We start from the raw sequence: 19270 nt of genomic DNA on the forward strand, positions 1-19270 counted from the left end.
CCGCGCCGCGCCGGACAGGGTCCGGCGTGAAGGCGCGGCGCGGGCACCTCGGTGACGGCGTCATCGGTCGACGTCGAAGCCGTGGCTCAAGCAGGTTGGTTCGTGAGAATCCCGCGAGTGGAGTCGCGGGCGTTGGCGCGCCAGTGCCTTCAAGGACTACAATGTCTAGTAACAACTCCAGTCGAAAGGTAGTTTCGGTGGCTGAACAGGCGTTCGAGCAAGCGGATGAGACGACAGTCGATGAAGACGGGTTTGAGGTCGTCGACGAGACGCCAACGTTCCAGGCGACGGTGCAACAGGAGATCCAAGCAAAAGTGGATGCGAACCACCCTGACGGGATTGCAGATACGAGCGACGAGCGGATTGACGGCGTGACGTTGGCCCAAGAAGAGCGCATTCGAGCGCGGGAAGCCGAACTCGAACGGATTAGTGCGCGTGCAGAACTGGGCTCGCAAGAGGGCCGTGAGGCGCGGTCGCGGGCAATTGCGGCCGAACGAAGCGCTGAGCGGCGGCGGCAGTTCCAGAAGCGTGCGGCAAGCGTGAATCCGATGGCGGACCCCGACCGGGCTGACCCTCGGACGGAGCTAACTCAAGACCAGTTGGGCGCGGTGAACTCTCAGGCAAAACGGTTGGCGGAGAAGTTGGATGGCTGGTCGCGAGCGGCGATCAGTCGGCGACTGAGTGAAGCGGTGTTGAGCGGGAAAGACATGCTGTCGGCAGCGGTGAGCGTGTTCGAGGAACTCGAAGACGCACCGGGAACAATGGTGCCGATTGGGAAGCTTGAGGGCGTGTCGCGACGCGAGGTGTGCATTGAAGGGACGCTGACGACGGTGTGGGAGTCAGAGTCGCCAGCGATTCAGCAAGCGGGGATACTCGAAGACGAAAGCGGGCAGGTGAAGCTGACGAGTTGGAAGCGTCGGACGTGCCGTGGATTCGCGAGGGCGAACGCGTGCGGATTCACGGAGCGGCGCGAAACTGGTACGACGGGCGTGTCTCGATTGCGCTGACGGGGTGGACGACCGTGCACTTCCCCGAGCGCGACGCCTGGTGGGACGCCTAACGTCGCGACGCAGCCTTCTTTTTTGTTGGTGGCCGGGCCGACCCAGACCCCACCGCCCCACCCTCCGCTCCGTGCTCGCTCCTTCGGAGCTGCGCGCGCAGCCACGACCTTGGTCCATACTCAACATCGAGATGCATGTCCATGGCGGCAACCTTCCTGATATGGACCGTAGGAATCACGGTCTAATAACGTGAGGTCCAGAAGTACTATAAAACATGTATTTGTAGTGACTAGTCATGGCTGGAAATGTCTTTCTCGTCCCGTGTGACCCCGGAAATTTCCGCAGAACAGTTCTCAACCGCGTTGAATTAGATGGATATCCGGATCACCCTGCTGCACTTTCCAACCTTGAGTCTGTCCGATTCTGGGGTGCCCGTGATGGTGAGAGTAACCGAAACTACTTCGAGAAAATGGAGTCAGGCGATCTTGTATTGTTTTATCAGGATGGTCAATACGTAGGCACTGGGTTCGTTGGGCTAACATTTGAGGATTCTTCCAATTGGGCAAGCACAACGTTCTGGCGGAACGCACCTTCGAATCTCATCTACACGATTACTGAGTTCGATGAGGTTGCTGTTCCGCGAGCTGCTGTCAATCGAATCTTTGGGTATGGGGATGAGTACTATCCTCAAGGATTAATGCGGGTTGCTTCAGGTCGCGTCAGCCGTCGCCCAGTAGTAATCAAGCGAGCGGTAACAGAATTTGATGCAAGGAATAACTCGCAACAAGGTACATAGCGTATCTTCGCCGCTTGTGGTCGCCTTATTAGTTCTTACTCAGTGAGTGTACTCGTATACTGCTGTTCCCAGTCGTCGCGGGCTTCGATTTCTCGGCGACCGCGAGCGGTGATTGCGTAGACGTTCGTTCGGCGGTCTTTTTCGCCTTTGTCGAGCAGTCCCTTCTCGACGAGCGTATCGAGGTTGGGATACAGCCGGCCGTGGTGGATCTCGGTTTCGTAGTAGTCCTCGAGTTGGTCTTTGATTGCTAGCCCGTGTGGCTCGTCCAAGCCGGCGGTGACATACAGCAGGTCGCGTTGGAACCCGGTCAAATCGTACATTTTGCTGCCTATGGCTAGTTTCAGAATACATATACGTTTGTTGGCCATCGGCCGGGTTTCAGAGCGCCCTCGCTGGACGAACGTTTATATCGGAAGGTACAGCCACGACGCGGTATGCCGCCCTACCGTGATCCGACCGCGGAATTTCGACCGTATGGCGAAGCGACGCAGATTCCGGACGTGCAGTTGGAACCCAACCACACCGAGCACGGCGACGCAATTCCAGAACGTGACTACCCCGTTGGTGACGATATAGACACGGACATCTGTCAGACCTGTGAGCGGGCCATTCCTCGGACTCAGAGCCAGTGTCGGTTCTGCCTCGAACAGGATGTCTCGGGCCCAGACAGCGCTTCAGAGTCACGCGAGCAATCACTTCACGGCATCATCTGTTTGCTCGTCACCTCACAGTCCTCGCGTGGGGCGGTCGCAAAAGGGACTGCCGCAGCACGCTTACTGCAGCGTTCTCACTCGTCGACCATTGACGAGTGCACGCCCATCGCGGCACTTGAACAGTCGCTCGCAGAACCACTCCAGACGCGATGGGGTCACCTCCCGGACGTCGTCCCAGCAACTGGGTCACGTGCGGATGGGTTCGTGGAGAAAGCGAGGACAGTCCCGCTGTGGTCCGATTCTCCTTCAGCGGAGGGTTCTGCCTCCCGATGGTACGATGCTGCTGGGACGCAGATTACTGAGGGCTCCCGGCGTGAGCAGTTGCTCTCGGACCCGAAGACGTGGGTTGTCCCAGCGTTTGCGCTTCGACGAACGTCTGTCGACACGTCGCCGTCACAGCCGATGTCTACCTCATTAACACGGCAACTGCTCCGCTGTCAGTCGTGTAGTGAACAGACACCGCATCGGTTCGATTCACGCGAAGATAGTCCACCTGCAGCGTGGACTGGTGGAGCAATCTGGCGGTGTTCCGTATGTCGAACACCGCAGTATGGACCTGATCCAGACATCTGATGTTGGTACGAGGAGTGGACCAGAGTTCTGTTGAGATTCTTAGAACCTAACAGAAATCGTGTGACTCAGATAGACGGTGCATTCATCTCAGAACCCGTTTATTCCATCTCTACCACGCTGAACTAACCGATGAGTAGGACTGGTTCGGTTACCGCGACGTCGATTCTCGTTGTCTTGGGTTCGGTGCTGTACGTAGGTGCTCTCCTCTAATCGTGAGGTTATCGCGGAAGTCGAGAGACTCGGTAGTGGAACTAACTGGTGTCAATAGGTCTATAGGCCAACAGTATGTCGTGATAGAATATACTATGTCACGAACTGGGCCAGAATACGTCGAATCGGAATCTGAACTCTACCAGGATCTTGACCTCAAACGGAAGCAGGGACAGATTTCTGAGGAAGTATCGCAGGCATTCATAGATTTGTATGACTTCGCCCAAGATCTCGGAGACGATATCGAGATAGGAGAGGCAAAGAATGCAAACTTTCGAATGTTTGTCGACGCTCATCGGGGCGATTACCAGAACAACCCAAGCGTGTTCTCGGCGAATGTGAGTGGGTTGGTGAAAATCTGGCCCGCTAAGATGCCTTACAATCACGAATCTGAACCACCGGTTGGTTGGGACGAACAGGACTACGTCGACTTCAAACACGCATTCCAGTCTCTCCGGGGTGTCCCCCGGGGTGACCAAGAGGTGAGCTTCCAAACACTAGTCACGGAGAGGAACCTCGAGGAATTCAAATCAATCGTCGAAGACTATGTCACTATCTGTCGCGAAAAAGCCTGATTGATTTGAAACATATCTGGCTGTTGTACTCGCTTGTCTGACTTGGTGCAGCGTTGATTCCCCTGAGTACTACAGACTGTACTGCGAGGAGTACAGTCGGCGGAGTGCCTAATACGCCCCCGTCAGTCGATCAAGACAGGAGGCAACCTCTGTGTTGAAACTGCTTGGACTCACACTCACGTGCTGGGCGCTAGGCATCCTGTCGATCGCAATCGGACTGGGACTGCTCTTGCTGTAATCAGAACCTGACATTCTTGTCGAGTAGAGGCTACTGCGAATGATGGTTACGTAGAACTGTAGAGCATCGCCTTCGGTGTTTCAACAGAGACCTATCCCCGATCCCCGAAACAACCGGTAATTAACTACTGGTCAGTTTTGAGCGATTCGACTCTCTCAGGCGGGATGTTATGCTGGGGATCGACTTGCGCCCTGAGTTCAGTATGGTTTCACCGGTTTATCAACGACTGAGGATTCAGCAGAATCAGTGTGATATGTCCTCTAGGGGCTCAAGAGCAACAGTACACGTGAACACCGGTGCGTCGTGGTGGGTTGTGTTTGTGTGCGCCGGCGATAGGCGCCGGCGCAGCGGGTCGGATAGACTTCGACTCCTGAGTTGACGAGGTAACGACGAATGCACCAAGTAATCTACGCGCTCGTGACTGCATCGACAACAGACGAAGCCCTCTCACGGGCCGCCAATGTGTTCGACCAACTTGTGGGAGTCGCCCCCCAAGCCGAGGCGGTGTTCGACTACTATGTGACGTTCGATGACGATTCAACAACGGTCGCCGGCAGCGCTCGCTGGGGTGATCTCCCGGTTGCAGTTCCCATTGCCTCGGAGGACGGCCAAGAACTGCTTGAGCGCGGCTGGCAGGCGACGACACGCGAGTTCGAGCGGAATCTCGAGCGTGTTCGAGAGGGCGTTGACGACCTTGACGTCGCGGCGATCATGCGCGATGAGGACCTCGTCAGGCATGCGTGCCACAATCTCGGGGCGTACCGCGGGCCGGCGGTGTACCTCTACGATGAGTTCGGTGATGGGGTTCGGCATCGAGAGCGACTCGAGCAACTCGTCGGGTCGAACGACCATCTGTGGATCGTTCCCGCTGATGTCCATTACTGACTTTGGAGGCTGTGCCCGATGGAACTCCTGAGAGAGACGCTTCCTGATCGTGGTCTCGCTGTTCGACTCGTCGTTGACGACGCAACTGCCAAGTATCGAGTTGAGTACACGCCGTTGTCTGGCGGTGTGATGACCGACGAGTGGACTGTGTTCGGTGGCACCGTCGGCTACGATGCGTCGGTGTTTGCAACTGGCGCTGCTGCACGTGCGTTTGTTGAGCGCGTCCGAACGGTCTCACACGACGACGTCCTCGCGAGGTTAGCAGCAGACACAGACTGAGCGACCGAGTAGTCTGGTGGTGCGCTTGGTGTTGTTTTTGCGCCGCCCGAAGGGGCGGAGGCGCAGTAACAGATGCCGATTCCAACATTCGCAGTTGAGTTGTCCCGCGTTCACCACCAGTCGCCCGCGATGCTCGCCAGGGAGGTGAGTAATCGATGAGTCTCGAGCGCGTGTTCCGCCACGACGAGGCGCTGTTCGAGTTTCTGTGGTGTCCGGTGTGTGGCACGGAAGCGTTCACGCACATTCCCTTCGAGGGGGTGTTCTGCACAGAGTGCAATACCAGCGTGACGTGCCGTGAGTCGCCTGAGTCACGTGGCTACGATGAGGCGGTCATCATCACATTCGACGCGACGACGACGTGGAATCTCCACGTCGACGAGAAACTTCGCCGACCGCTTCCCGACGATGAAGCACAAGTTAAGATTCTCGGTGCGCCCGGTGACTACCACGTCGATTGGTGGGCACCAACCACGACCGAAGACTGGACGCCAGTCGAGCGCAACGAGTTCGCTGACGAATCCGAACCCGAGGCGGTGTCGCACCTCGCATAGCGTCGATCGAGAGACTCCTCGGTACCCGCGCGACATCGAGATTTTTTGTGCCCGTGATGGGTGCGGGCTGAAAACATAGTCCGTGTGACGTGATTTCCATGAGTCACCAACAGACAGAGTCAGACGTCTCGATCGACGAGATTCCAGTTGATCTCGAACTCGTACATAGTACTGACCTCTCTCGAGTCGACGTTCCCGATGAAATTGAGTCGATAACGTGGGCTCTCTTGAGCGAGCAACCACCGACGAACCCACTGGTCGTTCTCAAAGCGGCTCGTTGGTGGTACATCCACGGGAAAGGTGAGTCAGATCCCGTGTACTGCTGGGCGATTGAGTGGGTTCGTCACCTCACGACCGGCGAGGCGACTGCGAGCGGCCTGTTCAGCGAGTGTCGAGAGTATCTTCACAGCCTCGAGCGCGAGGACACTGACCAGTAGGTGTCGTCCCGCCTGTTTTTGTGCGCCCCAGAGGGGTGCGGCGCGTCCTGGAAGGACGTGTTAGAACTGAAACCAATGGCAACAACGAGTTCTCCGTCGGTGTCGTTCGACGAGACCGACACGCGACACGATGAGATGCATCGCACAATCGAGCAGTGGCTTGCAGACCTCGCTGCCGACGTCGACGACGCTCGGGCGAGCGAGCAGTTCCAAGCGTGGCTGGACGTCCAGAGCCGGTTCCACGACTACTCCCACCGCAACACACTCCTCATCAACCTCCAGTGTCCCGAAGCGACGAAGGTCGCGGGCTACCGGACGTGGCAAGAAGAGTTCGACCGATACGTCGAAGAAGGCGAGTCGGCGATCTGGATTTGGGCACCGATCATCACAACCCAGTGTCCCGAGTGTGGGAATGCACCGAGCTACCACGAAAACAGCGAGTGTGAGTACGACGAGACGCCTCCCGAAGAGTGGTCGGAGGGTCTCGTGGGCTTCAAACCCGCACCAGTTTTCGATATTTCGCAGACCGAGGGCGAGCCACTCCCAGAGCTGGACACGGCGGCGACCGGCGAGCCTGACACGCTCGTCGAGGATCTCACCAATATTGCGTCGGACCTCGGTGTAACGGTCCGCATCGTCGATCCCGACGAGTGGCGACATGGGGAGGCGAAAGGCGTCTGCCAGTCGCGGAGCGTCCAGGATCTCACCCCACTCGTGGAAGTGAAGGACCGGTCGAATCGCGCAGACCTCGCGTCGACGGTCATCCACGAGTACGCCCACGCGATTTTGCACTTCGACATTACTGACGCGACCGAGCGGGCGAAACGCGAGGTCGAAGCGGAGGCCGTTGCGTACGTCGTCGGTCGCTATCTCGGCTTAGACACGAGTGGGTCGGCGTTCTACCTCGCGGCGTGGCAGGACGACGAGACGGACGTGCTCCAAGAGCGACTGGGCCGGATCAGCGGGACGGCCGAAGAGATTCTCTCGACACTCGACGCGGTCTGAGGCTTCTTATTTGTCGCTCGGTTGTCGCCCTTTGTTGATGCCTCTTTGTCAGACGTAGTTTGTCTGTAACAGAGGGTGTATAGAACTTTTCACCGGGTGTTGTTTTCGCAGGTCCAGCGGTGAATCGCTCGGCACACCGTTCCTGCGGATTTATTGACTGACTGTCGACGACCCGGCGGAATAGTCTCGATGAGTTGAACTAGCCACTTCCCTTCTCCACGATATGATGACCGACGAACTCGACTCCTTGCTTGAATGGTTCGACTTGAAGGACGAACTTCGGACGGGATGGGTGCTTCGGAATATCGACTCGCCTGAATCGGTCGCAGCTCACACGTGGGGGACAGCGTCGCTTTGTCTGCTCTATGCCGACCAGGAAGAGGTTGACCGTCAGAAAGCAGTGACGATGGCACTTATTCACGACCTCGGCGAAGCTCGAACGGGCGATATCGCAACCCGCGCGGAAGACGGACGCCAGACCATCTCCACGTCCGAGAAGGAGACAGCTGAACGGAGTGCAGTAACCGATCTCGTCGGACCTTTCAACGATACCGAACTGCTGACGCTCTGGGAAGAGTACGAAGCACGTGACACCCCGACGGCACAGTTCGTCAAGGACATGGATCTAATCGATAATTGTCTCCAGGCGCTCAAGTACGAGCGCCAAGGCCGGTACGACGAGGCCGAGGCGAACGACCACTTTGCCGAGTTCGAGAATCTGGACGAGTTCTTTGCTACCGCCGCGCCTCGCTTCCAGACAGAGTTCGGCCAGGATTTGTTCGAGGAAATCAAATCGCAGTACGAACGAGAACTCGGGCGACCCTGCCAACTCTGAATACGTCTTTCAGTCACGACTCCCCTGGTCGGTGTCGAACCTGTATTGACTGCAGGACGATCAGGACAGGGCAGCAAAAAGAATCCGACCTGATTCTGTGTCACCTGTCACTCTGTTCAGTAGTGTAGTTTTTGATGCGCCCGAAGGGGTGCGCGCATTGCGCGCTGACTATCATGACTCCTGTACTACCAGAGTTCGATCCTCCTACGCGCGTCCTCAAGCGGGCACAGTACGAGGCGTTCGCGTTCGAACTCCTCGACGGCGATGTCCGTGTTCGCAACGAGAGCTATGCCGACCCGACCGCGCACGAGTACCGCGTTCGAATTCGGGATGGCGTGCCCGATTCGTGTTCATGTCCCGCCGATGCGAATGGTGACGGCCCGTGTAAACATCGGGTTGCGGTCGCGATTCGCCCACGAATACTCGAAATTGCGGTCCAGATGCGCGTCGTTGCTGACGGTGGTAGCCCACCAAACGGCGATGACGACACACCAGGCCTGCCCTGCGAGTGTGAACAACTGTCTGAAGCTCTTCCCTGTTGGAACTGTGTCGACGCTGGGCGGCGTGACCTGTCTGAGTAGCCGTTGGTGAGAGTTTCGTACGTCAACCAGTCACTCGTCAGTCGTCAGACTGCTGGGACGCAGCGTACGCACCAGCAAACTGCTCGCGCATCTCTCGACGGAGCAGTTCACTCATGACCTCGTAGACGACCGGCTGAGGATACTTCTCGAGGAGGCGTTGGATATCGGCTGCACATCTGCTTTTTTCAGTCGCAAAGTTCGCAGTCCATGGTGAGCTACTCATACAAGACAGTCCTTTGTTGTTTCAGTTAACTGTTCGCCTGGTGAGCAATTCCGACTAACGCAGTCCGCGACCCGTGACTCATAGATATCGATAACTCGAGTGTCGAGTGCACGAAACTCGGTGGGCACGAGGCCCACAAGGGAGTTATCAAGGGGTGGATGCAGATGGCTTGGTACGCGATTTCGCACCCGTTGCAGAACAGGGCGCGTCTTGTGTGACACGACGAGCCTGCAACGGTAGTCCACTTGCTAGCCTGTTTGATGTTGTGGTTCAATCATTTAATGACTCCCCAACTGAAGCCTGCTTGTTCGAGACAGCAACCGCGTTTTTTTGGCCCCTGACGGGTGCGGGGCGCACCGAGATGCGTCGCGCGGTGTTCGAGATGGCGACACGAGATGTCTACGAGCGACAGTTCGACGAATCGTGCGGGAAATCCTGTGGGAACGCCTCCTGTCCAGAGTGTGGTGGGCAGGTCATTACGGACGCTGGTGAGCGACGGTGCGACTCCTGTGGGCTCATCATCGACGGCCACGGTATCGACCGCGGCCCGGAGTGGCGGTCGTTCGAGCGCAAGGAGCGAAAACGAGTGGGTGCGCCGCGAACGCCGACGCGGCACGACCATGGCCTCGCGACCGAAATCGGCAGACACGTCGACGCGAACGGGACACCGATCCCGGGCGAACGACGACAGCAACTCTCCCGACTCCGCACCCAGCATAGCCGGAGTCGGTATCAGTCGAGTCGCGAGCGTCGACTCGCACACGGGTTGGACGAAGTCCGGCGACTCATCGGTGCGCTTGACCTCCCGGACAGTCTGCGTGACCAAGCCTGTCGGTGTTTCCGGTCAGCTCAACAGGCGGATCTGCTGCCAGGGCGGTCGATTGAAGCAGTCGCAGCTGCGAGCGTCCATGCGGCCTGTCGATGTGCAGGGGTTATCGCGGACGCTCGCTGAACTCGTCCCGCTGGCACGGGTGGCAGAGTCGCGTGTCCGGTCAGCGTATAACGCACTCAATACAGAACTCGGGCTGCCTGCGAAGCCAGTTCCACCGGTTGAGTTCGTTCCGCGAGTGGCAGATGCGCTTGATGTGACGGACCAGATTCGACGACGAGCACGGTCGTTAGCTGAGACATCGAGCGATGAGTGGGCTCATCGGGGCGCGAATCCGCATGCAGTCGCGGCAGCGTGTGTGTACACTGCTGCGACTGAGCGGGGCTGGCCGCTCACGCAGGCGCGTGTTGCGGCCGTGAGTGATACCTCAACTCAAACAATTCGGACGCACTACCAGACGTTGTGTGAAGCTACCACTTGAACGTCTGCGCTGGGGGATGAGCGAGATAATCTGTTGCCACGTCACTACATTCCATCAGCTGACCACAAAATATCTAACAGGTAAAACGAAATTGATGGTGGCTCCCCTCCCCTCACCGTGGCCGATTCCTTCGTGCTTGTGCCGCCACCAGTGGGCTCGGAACCGCTGGCTGTCTTGGTTCTGAGGTGCCTGCAGAGACGACGACAGACGCAGAGACCCAGACAGAAACCGGGACGGAGACGACCACACGTGCCCAAACCACACAGCCAGACCCTCCTGTCGTCTGGCAGCAAACGCTTGGTTCAGCGATCGCGACTCCCCCGACGAGTACAGGAGAGCATCTCTACGTGGGAACGAAGTACGGGTCTATCGCATCGCTGAACACTACTAACGGAAGCCAACAGTAGTATATAAGGCAGACACCGAATTCCGTAGTTCACCAGTCCACGTCGGCGAGACAGTATTCGTTATTGTTGGGAAAACGAATTGTTCGAGAACACGGGTTAGTCGTCCTTGACGCCGAAACCGGAGCTGTAGAGTGGACGTTCAGTCCTGAAGCATGGTTGCTGGGAATTCTTGGCGTTACTGAGGATGTGCTGTATGTGAGGACTGAAGACGACGCGATTGCAGATGCCGGCCAGACACTTTACGCACTCTCTGCTGCTGATGGAGCAGAGTAGTGGTCCGGGGAGATTGGTGACCCCTCTGGTTGACTCTTGGCTACTGAGGCGATCTACGTCCACCGGTGAGTAGCAGTGGACTGTAGCGGTCGAAGATTATTCTCACCAGACAATTGCAGCTACCGACAAAACAGTCTGTTTCGTTGCCGACGAGTGTGATACCCGTGGAAAACTCATTGCGCTGGATAGCGAGACGGGTAAGGAAACATGGAGTCACGACGACTGGCTCGCGACGCCGACGACCCTCCATGGTGGCACTCTCTATGTCGGCGGCCAGCACATCGCCGCATTCGACCCAGTTAGTGGTGGACAACGGTGGCAGGCGGACGAGTCAGGGTTCGTCCTACGGTACCGGTGCAGGTTGATGTTCTCTTTGCCGGTGGAGGTACGGTTCGCGCTTTCGACACTAAGGGTGGTGATCTCGATTGGACATGGACCCCCAACGAGGGTGTTGAGGGCCTGGTGCTATCTGTCACCGTTGGTGGCTCGTTATATGTCGACTCGTGGGGAAGGGTTGATTCACAGAATTGGTTCAAGTTCGCGCTTGATGTGGTGACAGGTGAGAAACAGTAGGTGTTTGAGGATGGAACCCAACTTACTAGCTGGTCGGCTGACAGTAATTTGGCCTATGTCGGGTCTGCAAAGGGTGCAGTCTATTTGTTACAGAAATTTTAACTAACAAACCTTCAGATCCGCTTCGGACTGAGGCCGACGGCCCGCTAGGGGCTTACGAATCAGCCTTCGACTTTCACCAGTTGTTTGCCGATGTTAGCGCCCTCGAACAACCCGAGGAAGGCGTCAGGCATGTTCTCGAAGCCCTCCGTAATTGTCTCTTCATACTGCACGTCACCCTGCTGGATCCATTGCGCGAGCTGCTCAGTTGCGTCTTGAATCTCGGTCATATAGTCATTGATCGAGAAGCCCTCGACACGCACTCTCTTCTGGGTTATCGTCGGTAGCTTGCGCGGCCCGATCGGCACCTCTGTCGCATTATACAGCGCGACCTGACCGCAGGCCACGACACGGGCGTGCTCGTTCAGATGCTCGAACACGGCGTCGGTGACCTCACCGTCCACGTTGTCGTAGTACAGGTCGACGCCCTCGGGACAGGCTTCCGCGACCGCCGCTGAGAGATCATCTGCACTTTTGTAGTCGATCGCGTCGTCGAAGCCGAGGTCGTCGGTCAACCACTGGACTTTCCGTTCCGAACCCGCAATGCCGACCACACGAGATCCTTCAAGTTTGGCGATCTGACCGGCGACGGAGCCGACCGCCCCCGCCGCACCCGAGACGACGACCGTGTCGTCTGGTTTCGGGTCGCCCACGTCGCGCATCCCGAAGTAGGCGGTACTGCCCGATATCCCCAATACCCCGAGTGCCGTCGAGACCGGAGCGAGGTCGGGGTCGATCGGTTGAAGCTCGTCTCCGCTGGCCGTCGCGTACTCCGCCCACAGAAGGTCGCCCGTAGCCATATCGCCGGGCTCGAAACGGGGGTGATCGGATTCGACGACCTCGCCCACGACACTCGCCCCCATGGGTTCGCCGACGTCCCACGCTCCGCCCTCGCTCATCAGACCGCGCATGTACGGATCGACCGAGAGGTATTTCGACCGCAGGAGAACCTCTTCCGCTCCGGGTTCGGGAACCGCTGTCTCGACCAGCTCGAAGTTCTCCATCGTCGGCGTCCCGGTGGGTCTACTCGCGAGACGCCACTGTCGGTTCGCATCGGAATTCATCTATAGACGAACATTGGCGAGTTAGACTTGAGTAAGTTATTCCGAGTATAGTCGGCTGTTACAAATACACGAGACGCAGACAGATTCTGAATGACACCGTCTACCGGTTTTCAAGAGAGGTTGTTTATCACGATTTGAGAGACTCCGATAGCGAGGACGGTGAACTCAATCAGTACCGCGACCGCAATGATGAAATCGTCGAGAAACCCGATTCCAGCGATGACGTAGTCCATGCCTTGGACGAGATAGGTGAGTGGCATCACCCGCGCCGGGAGTCTCAGATAGAGCGGCAACGTATCAATCGGTGTAAACGTTCCTCCCAAGACGACCTGTGGAGTCAGCACGAGGGGAATGAACTGGATCGCTTGAAACTCGTTGTCGGCGAACAGCGACAAGAGGATCCCGATTCCGATGGCCGTCATGGCACCGAGTATCTCGAGGACGAAGAACAGAAAGATGCCGTGGGCGAACTCGACTTCGAGAAAGAAGAGCGCCGCCATCAAGAGAACGAGCGACTGGATGGTCGCGAGCACACCGTAGCCGAGGAAGTACCCGACGACGATACTGGTACGCGAGATCGGGGCGACGAGAATCCGCTCGAGCGTACCCGCCTGTCGCTCTCGGAGGAACCCGATCGACGTCAGCATGTACGTCAGTACGAACACCAAGATACCGAGGATCATCGGTGCGAGACCCTGCGTATCCGCGAATACCTCGCTGACGAGGTACATGATAAACACGGGCGCCCCGATCACGAGCCCGATCGTCATTCGGTCCCCCCGAATGCCCCGAAGTATTCGTCGGGCGACCGTCCACGTGCCGCCCGTCACTGGTCCTCTCCGTCGGACACTTCCGTATCGGTCTCTGCCGCGGGGTCCTCGAGCAGGTCGAGGAACGCGTCTTCGAGGTTCCGCGTCCCCGTTCGTTCGAGGAACCTGTCCGGCGTATCCATCGCCAGTACCCGTCCGTTCCGCAAGAAGAGCACTCGGTCGCAGCGATAGGCCTCCCCGAGGTAGTGAGTCGAGACGAGAATCAGAGCGCCGGCGTCACACCGCTCCCGGAACGAATCCCACATCGTCGCGCGAAGCTTCGGGTCGAGTCCGACGGTCGGTTCGTCGAGAATCATGAGGTCCGGGTCGTGGACGATCGCGGACGCGAGGCTCGTCCGGCGAGTCATCCCGCCGGACAACTCGTCGATTCGGGCGTCTCGCCTGTCCCAGAGGTTCACGAACTCCAATATCTCTCGGATCTGCTCGTCGGGAGTCTCGACGCTGTAGAGCTCCGCGAAGAACCTGACGTTCTGTTGGACGGTGAGTTCGTCGTAGAGGGCCGTATGCTGCGGCATGTATCCGATTCGTCGGCGCTCCGTCGGGCCGAGGTCTTCGCTCTTCACGCCGAACAGGAGAGAGGACCCGTTCGTCGGGCGGATCAGTCCTAGGAGGATTTTGAGTAGCACGGATTTCCCGGCTCCGCTCGGGCCCGCGACGCCGATAATCTGCGCACCGCTGACCGAGAGGTCGACATCCGCGGTCGCCGTGACCGGGCCGAACTCTTTTCTCAGATCCGTCGTAGTGATGGATGGCGTGTCGTTCATTGGCGATTGGCGAGCCGCTGGCCGGCAAGAAGGACGACCCCGACGACGACCGCACCCAAGAGGACGATTACCCAGGCCTGTCCGAGCAACCCGGGTTCTCGGACGCGCACCGCGACCTGACGGTCACTCCGATACAGATCGCCGTCCGGCTCCTCGGCTACGACCGCGACTCGGAGCCCGTGTGTGGTGGGAACGGCGTCGTCGGCCACCGCCAACTCGAAGGTGAACTCCTTCTGTTCGCCTGCATCGATCGATTCCGTGTACGCTTCGGGCGACGCGCTCGAAAGGGGTGCGGACGGAACGACGCGAACGGTGACGTTCTGGAACCGAACGTCCGCCGTGTTCCGGACACCCAATACGATTCGGTTGGACGCGTCCGTCGTGACGTTGGTCTCGATACCGGTGACCTCGAGACGGGTGCGTTCGGGCGCCACTGCACGCTGAACCAGCAACGTGTCACTGCGCTGTGAACGGTTGTCCGGCGTCTGGTACGTGGCTCTGAAGGCGAACTGGCGGGGAACCGGGTCGGCCCGAGAGTCGGCCCGAGCCGAGACACTGAAGTTCGCGGATTCGCCGGACTCGAGCGTCCCGACGGCGTACTCGGTCTCCGTCGGGTGAACGGTCGTGTGGTTGGAAACGAGGTGAACGACGACGTCGCGGGCCACGGACCGACGGTCGTTCGTGATCGTTCCCGTGATCTCCCCCTCTTCGCCGACCCGGAGCGTCGACGAGACGTTTGACAGGGAGAATCCCCGTTCGGATTCGGGGGAAACCGCTAGCGAAAGCGGCCGAGCGGTCGCCCGAGAACCCGCTTGGTCGTCGTACGATACGGTCGCTTCGAGCGCATAGGCACGTGCATCCGCCGCGTCGGTAGCCGTGAGATCGTATCCGAGGGTCCGGGTTTCACCGGGTTGCCACTCCCCCACGAAGCGGGTCGCCGTCTCAGTTCCGCCGAAGACGACGTGCGGGCTCTGTGACTCGACGGTTACCGCCACGTCCCCCACCGGAATCGGACCGTCGTTCCGCAGGGTGAGGGCGAGATCACCCGATTCGCCGACCGAAACGTCACTCTCCGTCGAGACGACGGAGAACCGTTGTTCGGCTTCCGGTGTGACACCGACGGTCAGGTTTTCGGACCGACGGGGGATACCCTCACCGTCGTCGAAGAGCACCTGTGCCGTGAAGGCGTAGGCGTGTTGCTCCGCGGAGGACGCGGCCGTGACTTGGTACTGGATCGTGCGTCGTTCGCCGGAGTCCCACTGCCCGACGACCCGGGTACCGCTCCTCGACTGACCGAACCCGAGATCCGAGTTCTGCGATTGGAGCGCGACCGCGGACGACGTAGCGGTCTCCTCGCCGACGTTTTCGAGCGTTACCGACACCGTTCCCGTCGCACCGACTCGGACGTTGGTCTCGGTGTTCACGACCTCGAACCGGGCGCGGTCGTCGACCCGTACCTCGACGTCGAACGATCGCTCTGCGGTCCGCGTCTGTCGTGCGCCGTTCAGCTCGCCGACGTTTCCGGTATAGACGTACTCGACGTCGGCCTCGAGAGTGTAGGTACCCGGGGCCGCGTCCTCGTCAACGACGATCTGGAACGGGAGCTGTGCGGCGCCGCCTTCCGGAAGGCTGCCGATCGTCCGCGTCCCGGGGGTCGTCGTGACAGGGGTTCCGCTCGTATCGAGTTCGACGTCCACCGCCCGGGCGGTCGTAACCTCGGTGTTGAGCGCGGAGTTCGACCCCGAACCGATGTCGAGGTCCCCGGCGTTCGAGACGGTCAGCGTCAGCGTCGACTCCTCTCCCGGAACGAAGGTCTGGGGTGGCGCTGTCACGTCGAGGTCGGGACTGCCACGGACGACGGCCGTCGCCGGCGTCGATGCGACGAGCAGAACGACGAGCAGTACTGCGCCGATTTTTGCGTATTTCATAGCGCAGTCCGTAGCGAAGGTGCGACGAGCCTCGGACGATAGCCGGTAGGATCAGGGGTGCGGTAGACGCCGCGGCGTCTCAAAAAGATAAGCTGATGCCGCATCACAGGGCATTCCAGTTTCGCTGCCGAATCGCACGCAGATTCGGTGGAGACGCCCTCGGAGAGGTCGTTCGGACCGGGCTCTAACTCACCGCTGACCTGCAGTATACGGGTGGAACAGCGTTTACTGCTCATTTACTGCTCATGACTGTTCCCGAGTGCTTCTTCTAGGCTCGTGTACTTTTCATAGTACCCGAGGAAATGGTCCGGGTCGAACCCCCCTCTTGCTGTCCTCGAACTCAGTCCCTTCTCGGGTAGTACTAACCCTACGAATATCACGCCCGCGAAGTAAAGCACGGCCCAGAGCCACTCGAGTCCGTGAACTAATCCTTGCGAGAACACTGTCCAGATGTAAACCACGCCAATCACCCCCCAGAGTATCGCCGTGGCGAGGCCGGGGTTGTACGGGCCCATGTTCGTGTTCCTCAACTGATGCACGGCTGACGAGCTATGAGCAAACACTTCCAAGACTGCGAGAAACATCGCAGCGACGCCGAACCAGTAGAGATTCGGGAACGCGAGAGCGGGAACAAATAGGAGGAGAGTGACTCCCACATCGACAGTCATAGCGATAAACGGATTCATGGGATACCGGTCGGGTACGTCACTGTCAGATCGAACCACGTTGTACAAATACCCGAATCCGCCGGGGAAACGTTCCTCCTCGAAGATGTGTGCAACTATCATCGCTAACGAGGCCAACAACAGTTTACGAGGAAACGACAGCGCCGACCAATTCAATAGCAAGTAGGCCGCGGCACCGACGCCCAACACTCCTAAACTGGGTAGCCAAATTTTCAGCCACTTATCTAGTAGTTGTTCTGTATTCATCGTCCTGCTTGCCCCTCAAATCCGTTTTCCGAAGGGAATGTAGCCCGATTACCGAGGGGGACGTTCATCGGGTCCGATATATTCTGTCTCGGTAACGTTCCCTCTTGTGAGGTAGATCGGTGGGCGGGTCGCACAGCAGTTGGCGGGGCGTAGCGGACAAGGGAGCCTCTGTCCGACTCGTCGCCTCGCGACGCCCGGTCCCAACGGCCCAAGTTACGAGTCATCAATACGGAACCGTTTTCTGCCCAGATACGAGGAATTTCTCCCGACTATAGTCGGGTAGTATAACTGGATGTCAGTCGTCTAGACATCCCGAGAACTGACTCGTTCCGGAACCCGAAGACGCGGGAATTCCGAGCGATGGGCGCTTCAGCTTTGTAGTCAACGGGGGAGTCGACTAATCCTCCCGGATACGGGTAGTCCCAAATCACCGGTCTGGTGGACTGCTGGCCGTACCGAGCGGCGTCGCTCCCCTCGACCGCGCTCGGAGTCGGAAACCCCGACTCGGAGTTACTGGACCGAGAACCCGCCGTCGACGGCGATTGACTGCCCGGTCACGTACGACGCATCCTCGGAACAAAGCCAGACCACCGTAGCGGCAATCTCTTCTGGTTGACCGAGTCTTCTAGCAGGGATGCCAGCGGTCGTTTGCTCCATGACCTCCGGGTCTTGATCGCCCGCACGGGCGGACATGGGCGTGTCGATAACCCCCGGAAGCACCGCGTTCACCCGGAGACCGTCGCTACTGAGCTCGACAGCCGCCGACTTCGTCAGCCCGACGACGCCGTGTTTGCTGGCAACGTACGGACTCAGGTTGGGGAATCCGAGAATGCCGGCGACCGAGGCCGTGTTCACGATGGCTCCGCCGCCGCTTTCCATCATAGCCGGAATCTCCTCTCGCATCGCAAAGAACACCCCGTTGAGATTAATATCGAGAACCTGATTCCAGTTCGCGTCGTCCTGTTCGGAAAAAACCGCGTCACCGCCCTCGATACCGGCGTTGTTAAACGCAAAATCGAGGCTGCCGTACGTATCGACGGCCGTTTCGACCGCAGCGGCGAGGTCGTCTTCGTCGGTTACATCGGTCTCGATGAACGTCGCCTCGCCGCCCTCGGACTCTATCCGAGAGACCGTCTCCTCGCCGCCCTCGACATCGATATCGGCGGCGACGACGCTCGCGCCCTCCTCTGCGAACCGCTGTGCAGTCGCGCGGCCGATACCCGATGCCGCACCTGAAACCAACGCGACACCGCCCTCGATACCCTTCATTCGAGATCACCCGCGAGTTCAATGATGTCTCTCTGTTGTGCGACGGTCTGGCCCATCGTGCACGGTCCCGGGTTGCCGTCATTTGTCACGAGCACCGTCGTCTGTCGTTCCCATACAGCACCTAGTTCGCCTGAGTTACGAGTCATCTGCACAGTACCGATTGTTGCCCATCTACGAACCCATTTACCCGACTATAGTCGGTTAGTATAAATATGTTCGGCGTCGAGGGCGAGTAGATGAAGTACGCCCGCATCGTCGTGACCCTCGGGAAACATTCCGCGCCGGACCTCCTCACACTGCTCGCCGGGGCACCGTACGTCAGCGAGACGCGACTACACGACTGGAACCCCTCTCACGACACCGTGACCGGATTCTTCGAGGTCGACGGCGACATCGACCGGTTTCGCGACGCGGTCGAAACCGCTCCGGGGACGCTGTCGGCAGAGGTGACCGCCATATCGGACGGGCGATTCTCCCTGATTCTGGTGGTCGATCCGAGCGAGGTTCCCTTCTTGCGCGAGTCGTTCACTGCCGTCACCAAACCCGGTCTCATCATAGAGAAACCGGTCGTCTACAAAGATATGAAGGCCAGCATGCGAGTCGTCGGGAGCGCCGCGACACTGCAAGCGATGATGGACAGTGTACCGGAGAACGTATCGATGGACATCACCGCCGTCGGCGACTATCACCGGAGCCGTGACTCCCCGTTGTCGGCGCTGAGTGATCGCCAACGCGAAGCGCTCTTGGAAGCGTTCGAACGAGGCTACTACGAACATCCCCGTCAAGCGACGCACGCGGACATCGCGGCCTGTCTCGGGTGTAAACCGCACACAGTATCAGAGCACCTTCAGAAAGCGGAAGCGAAAATCATCGCAGACGCACTTCGGGACGTCTTCTAGCTGCTCGGTTCACGTCACCG

The 19270-nt window shown here is 58.8% G+C and carries 20 protein-coding genes and 3 pseudogenes; 15 read left to right on the forward strand and 8 right to left on the reverse strand.

The features are described 5' to 3' along the window. Positions 1–161: 161 nt before the first annotated feature. Together ATB1_RS06565 and ATB1_RS20405 are read left to right on the forward strand one after the other, a co-directional pair. A pseudogene (locus ATB1_RS06565) lies at positions 162–1060 on the forward strand (SOSS complex subunit B family protein). A 236-nt stretch (positions 1061–1296) separates the two neighbouring features. Further along, positions 1297–1797 carry a hypothetical protein gene (locus ATB1_RS20405; protein WP_082256300.1) on the forward strand — a complete coding sequence of 167 codons (501 nt, stop codon included), beginning with the start codon at positions 1297–1299 and terminating at the stop codon, positions 1795–1797. A 35-nt stretch (positions 1798–1832) separates the two neighbouring features. Here the strand turns inward: ATB1_RS20405 and ATB1_RS06570 are convergent, their stop codons facing one another. Continuing rightward, positions 1833–2117, reverse strand: coding sequence for a PadR family transcriptional regulator (locus ATB1_RS06570; RefSeq protein WP_042662788.1), 285 nt, complete (start codon positions 2115–2117; stop codon positions 1833–1835). 1271 nt (positions 2118–3388) lie between these two features. On the opposite strand from ATB1_RS06570, the gene ATB1_RS06575 reads away from it, so the two are divergent. From ATB1_RS06575 to ATB1_RS20410, 8 genes are all read left to right on the forward strand, one after another. Next, on the forward strand, positions 3389–3868 hold the full coding sequence (locus ATB1_RS06575; RefSeq protein WP_128081419.1) for a hypothetical protein: 480 nt from the start codon (positions 3389–3391) through the stop codon (positions 3866–3868). A gap of 631 nt (positions 3869–4499) precedes the next feature. Beyond that, positions 4500–4991, forward strand: a complete 492-nt coding sequence (locus tag ATB1_RS06580; RefSeq protein ID WP_042662790.1) for a hypothetical protein — start codon at positions 4500–4502, stop codon at positions 4989–4991. A gap of 18 nt (positions 4992–5009) precedes the next feature. Continuing rightward, positions 5010–5270 (forward strand): hypothetical protein, encoded by a 261-nt coding sequence (locus ATB1_RS06585; protein ID WP_042662791.1) that lies wholly within the window; start codon positions 5010–5012, stop codon positions 5268–5270. A gap of 155 nt (positions 5271–5425) precedes the next feature. After that, complete coding sequence (locus tag ATB1_RS06590; protein ID WP_042662792.1) at positions 5426–5821, forward strand: hypothetical protein; 396 nt, start codon at positions 5426–5428, stop codon at positions 5819–5821. Positions 5822–5919: 98 nt separating this feature from the next. Beyond that, positions 5920–6258, forward strand: a complete 339-nt coding sequence (locus tag ATB1_RS06595) for a hypothetical protein (protein WP_042662793.1) — start codon at positions 5920–5922, stop codon at positions 6256–6258. A 75-nt stretch (positions 6259–6333) separates the two neighbouring features. Next, positions 6334–7263, forward strand: coding sequence for a hypothetical protein (locus ATB1_RS06600; protein ID WP_042662794.1), 930 nt, complete (start codon positions 6334–6336; stop codon positions 7261–7263). A 223-nt stretch (positions 7264–7486) separates the two neighbouring features. Continuing rightward, the gene (locus ATB1_RS06605; protein WP_042662795.1) at positions 7487–8098 is read left to right on the forward strand and encodes an HD family hydrolase; all 612 of its coding nucleotides are present in this window, start codon (positions 7487–7489) and stop codon (positions 8096–8098) included. Between the two features lie 173 nt (positions 8099–8271). Then, positions 8272–8679, forward strand: coding sequence for an SWIM zinc finger family protein (locus tag ATB1_RS20410; protein WP_082256301.1), 408 nt, complete (start codon positions 8272–8274; stop codon positions 8677–8679). Between the two features lie 37 nt (positions 8680–8716). On the opposite strand, the gene ATB1_RS06610 is transcribed toward ATB1_RS20410, so the two are convergent. Next, positions 8717–8902 carry a hypothetical protein gene (locus ATB1_RS06610; protein WP_042662797.1) on the reverse strand — a complete coding sequence of 62 codons (186 nt, stop codon included), beginning with the start codon at positions 8900–8902 and terminating at the stop codon, positions 8717–8719. 382 nt (positions 8903–9284) lie between these two features. Here ATB1_RS06610 and ATB1_RS06615 point away from each other — a divergent pair. From ATB1_RS06615 to ATB1_RS24510, 4 genes and pseudogenes are all read left to right on the forward strand, one after another. Continuing rightward, a pseudogene (locus tag ATB1_RS06615) lies at positions 9285–10212 on the forward strand (transcription initiation factor IIB family protein). A 185-nt stretch (positions 10213–10397) separates the two neighbouring features. Next, positions 10398–10619: a PQQ-binding-like beta-propeller repeat protein gene (locus tag ATB1_RS24505; protein ID WP_394324766.1), complete on the forward strand. Its 222-nt coding sequence runs from the start codon at positions 10398–10400 to the stop codon at positions 10617–10619. Positions 10620–10685: 66 nt separating this feature from the next. After that, entirely contained in the window at positions 10686–10892 is a 207-nt protein-coding gene (locus ATB1_RS20415) for a PQQ-binding-like beta-propeller repeat protein (protein ID WP_157837722.1), read from the forward strand. Positions 10893–10980: 88 nt separating this feature from the next. Then, positions 10981–11448, forward strand: a pseudogene (locus ATB1_RS24510) (PQQ-binding-like beta-propeller repeat protein); the annotation flags it as partial. A 178-nt stretch (positions 11449–11626) separates the two neighbouring features. Here ATB1_RS24510 and ATB1_RS06620 read toward each other — a convergent pair. The 6 genes from ATB1_RS06620 to ATB1_RS06645 form a co-directional block, all read right to left on the reverse strand. Continuing rightward, on the reverse strand, positions 11627–12568 hold the full coding sequence (locus ATB1_RS06620; protein ID WP_241768108.1) for an NADP-dependent oxidoreductase: 942 nt from the start codon (positions 12566–12568) through the stop codon (positions 11627–11629). Between the two features lie 170 nt (positions 12569–12738). After that, positions 12739–13458, reverse strand: a complete 720-nt coding sequence (locus tag ATB1_RS06625) for an ABC transporter permease (RefSeq protein ID WP_042662799.1) — start codon at positions 13456–13458, stop codon at positions 12739–12741. Next, positions 13455–14222: an ABC transporter ATP-binding protein gene (locus tag ATB1_RS06630; protein ID WP_052367796.1), complete on the reverse strand. Its 768-nt coding sequence runs from the start codon at positions 14220–14222 to the stop codon at positions 13455–13457. Before ATB1_RS06630 ends, ATB1_RS06625 begins: the two co-directional genes overlap by 4 nt. After that, positions 14219–16150, reverse strand: coding sequence for a COG1361 S-layer family protein (locus tag ATB1_RS06635; RefSeq protein WP_042662801.1), 1932 nt, complete (start codon positions 16148–16150; stop codon positions 14219–14221). Before ATB1_RS06635 ends, ATB1_RS06630 begins: the two co-directional genes overlap by 4 nt. A 236-nt stretch (positions 16151–16386) precedes the next feature. Beyond that, entirely contained in the window at positions 16387–17082 is a 696-nt protein-coding gene (locus ATB1_RS19785) for an HXXEE domain-containing protein (RefSeq protein WP_052367798.1), read from the reverse strand. A 510-nt stretch (positions 17083–17592) separates the two neighbouring features. Further along, positions 17593–18351, reverse strand: a complete 759-nt coding sequence (locus ATB1_RS06645) for a glucose 1-dehydrogenase (protein WP_042662803.1) — start codon at positions 18349–18351, stop codon at positions 17593–17595. A 236-nt stretch (positions 18352–18587) separates the two neighbouring features. Here ATB1_RS06645 and ATB1_RS06650 point away from each other — a divergent pair, with 236 nt between their 5' ends. Continuing rightward, complete coding sequence (locus ATB1_RS06650; protein WP_042662805.1) at positions 18588–19250, forward strand: helix-turn-helix domain-containing protein; 663 nt, start codon at positions 18588–18590, stop codon at positions 19248–19250. Positions 19251–19270: the final 20 nt, after the last annotated feature.

It is taken from the genome of Haloferax sp. ATB1 (assembly GCF_000730175.1).